Annotated in this window: 5 protein-coding genes; 2 read left to right on the forward strand and 3 right to left on the reverse strand. The window is 45.5% G+C overall.

The window, feature by feature from the left end; translation table 11 throughout:
• Positions 1-11: 11 nt before the first annotated feature.
• The 3 genes from BU202_RS06010 to BU202_RS06020 are packed head-to-tail and all read right to left on the reverse strand — an operon-like array spanning position 12 to position 3090.
• On the reverse strand, positions 12-1256 hold the full coding sequence (locus BU202_RS06010; protein WP_075104882.1) for an ABC transporter permease: 1245 nt from the start codon (positions 1254-1256) through the stop codon (positions 12-14).
• Positions 1257-1952, reverse strand: coding sequence for an ABC transporter ATP-binding protein (locus tag BU202_RS06015; RefSeq protein ID WP_075104883.1), 696 nt, complete (start codon positions 1950-1952; stop codon positions 1257-1259).
• Entirely contained in the window at positions 1915-3090 is a 1176-nt protein-coding gene (locus tag BU202_RS06020) for an efflux RND transporter periplasmic adaptor subunit (RefSeq protein ID WP_075104884.1), read from the reverse strand. The genes BU202_RS06015 and BU202_RS06020 overlap by 38 nt, the downstream gene beginning before the upstream one ends.
• A gap of 249 nt (positions 3091-3339) precedes the next feature.
• Here BU202_RS06020 and gorA point away from each other — a divergent pair, with 249 nt between their 5' ends.
• Both gorA and BU202_RS06030 read left to right on the forward strand, forming a co-directional pair.
• The gene (gene gorA / locus BU202_RS06025; protein ID WP_075104885.1) at positions 3340-4689 is read left to right on the forward strand and encodes a glutathione-disulfide reductase; all 1350 of its coding nucleotides are present in this window, start codon (positions 3340-3342) and stop codon (positions 4687-4689) included.
• Positions 4690-5392: 703 nt separating this feature from the next.
• Positions 5393-5917 (forward strand): biotin transporter BioY, encoded by a 525-nt coding sequence (locus BU202_RS06030; RefSeq protein WP_075104886.1) that lies wholly within the window; start codon positions 5393-5395, stop codon positions 5915-5917.
• Positions 5918-6046: the final 129 nt, after the last annotated feature.

The raw sequence follows: 6046 nt of genomic DNA on the forward strand, positions 1-6046 counted from the left end.
ATGATGAGAGATTATTCATAACGAAGGGCTTCGATTGGGTCTAGTTTAGAAGCCTTGTTGGCTGGTAGGACACCGAAGATGACACCGACTGCGGCTGAAAAGGCGAGACTTCCAAGCACCACCGGAAGCGAAATAATCGCCGTAATTTGTGGTCCCATGGCTTTGCTCACATTGATCAGCGTAACCGCTAACTGTGCAATTCCTAGACCGATAGCTCCACCGAGACTAGTCAAGACCATCGCTTCAATCAAGAATTGCAAGAGGATATTGCTACGGGTCGCACCGAGGGCTTTCCGCAGACCGATTTCACGTGTCCGCTCTGTCACAGATACCAGCATGATATTCATCACCCCGATACCGCCTACAAGAAGGGAGATTCCTGCAACAGAACCAATAAATAGGGTCATTCCTGACAATTGAGTATTGAATGTATCCAGGAATTCAGAGAAATCTTGAATATCGTATTTGGCCTCTCTAAGATGAGTGGCTCTGGTCAAGTAATCAGCCGCAGCCTTACCAACTTCTGAAGTACGAGAGACATCTTCTATGTGAACGTATACTTGTGCATTTTCAGAAGCACCTGTCTCCGCAGCCACCTGTGTATTGGTCATCAAAGCCGCACCACCTGCTCCAAAATTAAGGAGGCCTCCTTCACCTTCTTCCTTATACACACCGACAACCAAGTAGGCCTTATTGGATAGACTGACGGTCTGGTTTAAGGCAGATTGCGCATCTCCAAATAATGTTTCGGCACTCTTCTCGTCCAGCATGATAATGCGGGCAAATTGAGAGTAGTCATTGGTGGTAAACTTGCGCCCAGCTAAGAGGGTGATGTCTTTGACATCAAAGTAAGATAGGCTGACCCCTGTAATGAAAACACCTTCCACCTTTTTAGCGCCAACGCTGATTTCTCCATTATTACTATTGGTTGTATAGTAGTTGCTGACCCCATCCACTTCCAATAGCCCTTTCAGAACTCCATCTGTTAAAATTGGTTCTGGTTCATCGGTCGTTTGTGTTTCTGAAAATCGACTGACAAGGCCATCTTGGAGAGTTTCAGTAGTAGTATTTGAGAAATAGAGTTGCACATTATTGCGATCGCCTGCTAGGGCATCGGATAAACTTCTTCTAAACCCTTCCCCTAAGGCCACAATGACAACAACGGATGCAATCCCGATGATAATCCCTAACATGGTTAAAAGTGAGCGCATCTTGTGGGCAAGGACTGATTTTAGGGCAAATTTTACATTTTCCATCTAGTTCTCCTCCTTGCGTCTGTCTTCTGTAATCACTCCGTCACGAAGGACGATGCGGCGTTTGGCATATTCAGCAATTTCTGGCTCGTGGGTTACCATGATAATGGTCTTGCCCTCACGGTTTAGCTCCGTCAAAAGTTCCATGATTTGATCGCCTGTCTTGGTATCAAGAGCCCCTGTTGGTTCATCCGCTAAAATGATGGATGGACTATTGACCAAGGCACGCGCAATTGCCACCCGTTGCTTCTGACCACCTGATAATTCTGACGGCAAATGCGTCATCCGATCGCCCAGCTCGACCTTTTCTAAAAATTGTTGAGCCAAGCTCTTACGCTTACTAGCAGCTACCCCTGCATAAATCAAGGGCAACTCCACATTCTGAAGAGCATTCAGCTTAGAAAGGAGGAAGAATTGCTGGAAGACAAAGCCGATTTGGTTGTTACGGACACTAGCCAATTTCCCTTCTGAAATCTGGCTGACTTCTGTATCTTCAAGGACGTACTCTCCTGCCGTCGGACGATCCAAGAGACCGATGATGTTCATCAGAGTGGATTTCCCTGATCCAGACGGACCCATGATGGCAAGAAACTCGCCTTCTTCTACTTCCAAATTAATATCTTTTAAAACGCGTAGTTCTTGATCTCCATTTTTATAGCTCTTATTGATGTTGATCAGCTTGATGAGTTGTTTCTTCATGCGCTTCTACCTCTTTTCCATCTTGTAAGCTATCGTTTGGATTGGAGATGACGTGGTCGTCTGCTTTCAGACCTCCTGTTACTTCTTGATACATCGCATCTGAACTACCAAGCGTAACTTCCACTTTCTGAGCTTTTCCATCAACGATTGTCCAAACAAAGTTTTTATCGCCTTCTGGAACAACAGCAGTTACTGGTACAAGGATATTTTTACTGTTATTGACAACCTCAATATTGACAGAGAATCCTTGCTTCAATTCTCCAATTTCACTAGTAATGGCTACTTTAAATGGGTATTTGGAATTGGAAGCGCCCCCTCCTGAACCAGGAAGAGCTGTTGCAGCTTGACCATTTTCAGGATAATTTGATACGTACGAAATTTTTCCAGTCCAAACTTTATCAGGGTATACTTTTGACGTGATGTTCACTTCTTGATCAGCAGAGATATTTGCCAAGTCATACTCTGACAGTTCACCAGTTACTTGCAAACTACCTTGGTTGACAATGTGTACAACCGTTTGGTTGGTGCTGGTGTTTGATTTTGAAACGGATTTATTGACTTCAACAACGGTTCCTGCAACATTGCTGGTAACAGTCGCCTCATCAAAGGCTGCTTGGGCCTTATCCACTGCTGCTTGGGCATCTGCATAGGCATCGTTCAAGTCTTGCATTTGCATGTCGACAGTACGTTGCGCAGCAGAAGTGGCTTTACCGTCAACTGTAGCGTCACCTGTCAAATCAACGCTCTGACCATTTACACGAAGATCTTCAATCTGACGTCCTACTTTGTCACGGGCCCGCACCGCTGTATCATAAGCTGCTTGTAATTCGGCTGTATCATATTGAACGAGTGGTGTGCCAACCTGTACCTGGTCACCTTGGGCCACCAAGACTGCATTCAAATCTCCTTTTGAAATATCATAATAAACATACTGCTCATCAGCTGCAGCAACTGTCCCTGATAATAGTGTTGAAGAAGCAATCGAGCCTTCTTTCACGGTCGTATACATCAAACCTTCGGCTGCAACAGGTGCTTCTGTCTTCTTACCTCCAAATAGTAAGCCCCCTCCAACAAGTGCAAGTGCTACCACTCCTAAGCTGGAAAACAAAATGATTTTGCTTTTCTTTGTCTTAAACATATCTTTTCTCCTTTTGTGATGAACAAGTTGTTGTATTGTCTATATAATACATCAATACAACTAAAAATGCAAGCATTTTCTTAGATTATTTATTATTTTACACAAAAATCTATTTTTTTGCCATTACTCACGCTGACAATTTTCTTACACTTTTGTAAGTTTGGACAAACGTAGCCGATTTTTGCAGGAAGTTGAAAAAAGCGTTACAATAAAAGAAAGCCTAAGCCTATCATCAGAAAGGAAACTAGTATGAAACGATTTGATATAATTGCGATTGGCGGAGGTTCTGGAGGAATTGCCACCATGAACCGTGCCGCAGAACACGGTGCAAAAGCCGCCGTGATTGAAGGAAACCTCCTCGGTGGTACCTGTGTCAATATTGGTTGCGTGCCAAAGAAAATTATGTGGTACGGCGCTCAAGTGTCTGAAGCCCTCCACCACTATGGGCCAGAATACGGCTTTACAGCAGATAGCGTCAGCTTTGATTTTGCGACCTTAAAGAAAAACCGCGATGCCTACATTGAACGTTCTAGAAATTCCTACAAGGGCACCTTTGAACGAAATGGGGTCGAGGTCATCCATGGCTATGCCCGCTTTGTTGATGAACATACCGTAGCCGTCAATGGGGAGCTCATCTACGCAGATAAGATTGTTATTGCAACAGGGGCGAAGCCCGTCCAAGCAAACATCCCTGGTGGCGAGTATGCCAGCGTCTCTGATGATGTCTTTGCCTGGGAAACACTTCCTGCGTCAGTAGCTGTCATCGGTGCTGGCTATATCGCTGTTGAGATGGCAGGTGTCCTGCATTCACTCGGGGTCAAGACGGACCTCTTTGTCCGCCGTGACCGTCCCTTACGCCGCTTTGATAGCTATATTACAGACGCCCTCGTGGCGGAAATGGAGCGGACTGGTCTAACCCTGCATACTCATAAAATTCCGCAAGCTATTGAAAAAAATGCTGATGGAAGCCTGACCATTTCCTTTGAGGACGGAAGCCAGCATACTGCTGATAAAATCCTCTGGGCAGTTGGTAGAAAAGCCAACATTGAAAACTTGAACCTTGAAGCTGTCGGCATCACCACTACTGCATCTGGTCATATTGCCGTCAATGAATTTCAAGAGACAAGTGTCCCACACATCTATGCGCTTGGTGATGTGACAGGCGAGAAAGAATTGACACCCGTTGCCATTAAGGCTGGCCGTACCTTGTCCGAACGCTTATTTAATGGGAAGACAGGCGCCAAAATGGACTACCGCTTCATTCCGACCGTTGTCTTTTCACACCCTGCCATTGGCACCATCGGCTACACTCAAGAAGAAGCCGAAGCAGCATTTGGGGTTGAAAAGGTCAAGGTCTACACTTCTGGCTTTACCTCTATGTATACCGCACTTGGAAGCCACCGACAAGCTGCCAAGTTTAAGCTGGTCACGACTGGACCAGAGGAAACCATCATCGGGCTCCACGGCATTGGCTACGGAGTAGACGAGATGATTCAAGGATTTGCAGTAGCGATTAAGATGGGGGCTACCAAGGCTGACTTTGATGCAACCGTTGCGATTCACCCAACAGGGGCAGAAGAATTTGTCACCATGCGCTAAAACAAGATACAAAGCCCGTTAAAAATTCAAAGCGAAAATAGAAACTACGACGAAGAAGCACAGGCTTCTAGGAGTAGTTGTCTTTTTCGCACAGAGTTTAGGGCGTGTTCAATTAGAAGATGTGAGAGCGTATAAAGCACACAGTGAAAATAGGAAATACGACAGTTTCTAGGGGTATTTATCTTTTTCACACAGTGCTTAGCTCGAACTCAGTTAAACAAGATACGAGGGCGTGAAGCGAGCAAAGCAAAAATAGGAGTTTTGACGAGTGAAAAGCTCCAGTGGAGGTTTCCTAATAGGAGGTTGACGGAGAGCCTGTAGGCTCTATTTTTACACAGCTCATAGGCTGTGTTCAATTCATTTGCTACTTATTGCATATAACCAGCTAGCTATCGCCAAAATGGAACTGTAACGTAACCAAGTTGCGATAGCTTCTTCAAGTGGACCTCGCTTTCCGTAACTAGCTAAAGCCGAAACAGCTACCTATCTTTTTCATCGTAACTCTTAGCTCGAACACAATTCGGATTGACACAAGATACAACGGGAGGGAACTTGCTACGCAAGTTTTCATCATCTATAGAGGACGTGAAGTGAGCAAAGCAAAAATAGCTGGTTCCTGTGACAGCCGATAAAAAAAGGATTGACTTTTGCAGTCAATCCTTTTATAATTTCGTTACCCTCTAAAAATAGAAAGGATAACATTATGAATCATCGAACAACCAAGTCCCTTATCTATCCTGCAATCGGTGCCGGATTGATTGCTGTCTTATCACAGCTTGTCATTCCGCTTGGTCCTGTACCTTTTACCCTACAGACGCTTGCGGTGGGGCTGATTGCCACTCTTTACCGTCCTAAAGAGGCGCTGACTAGCCTTTTCCTCTATCTCCTCCTAGGAGCCATCGGGCTACCTGTCTTTGCAGGATTGTCAGGGGGCATGGCAGCACTTTTTGGTCCAACTGCTGGCTTTCTCTGGGGCTTCTTGCTTTACGCAGGAGTAACTGCCGTGCTGACATCACCGACATCATCTCTTATCCAGGTTTTTCTGGCAAATCTTCTCGGTGATGCCCTCTGCTTTTTATCAGGAAGCCTTGTTTTCTCCCTCATCACCCATAGCAGTCTGGAGAAAACACTAGCCCTAACTGTCCTGCCTTTTCTGATTCCTGACTTGGTTAAGTTGCTGATGATTACCATGGTTCACCGACCACTCAACCGCATTTTCAAAGCATAAAAAATCATGACCACCCGTCTAACGGGTGGTTTGAACCGGGGCTATAAGCCCACATTCCCAGCCAGCGCCTAAAGACGCTGGCTTTCACTTTGTTCAAGCCTCACTGCTCTTGACTCGTCACCAGCCTCT

The sequence above is a fragment of the Streptococcus cuniculi genome (genome assembly GCF_001921845.1).
GTDB lineage: Bacteria > Bacillota > Bacilli > Lactobacillales > Streptococcaceae > Streptococcus > Streptococcus cuniculi.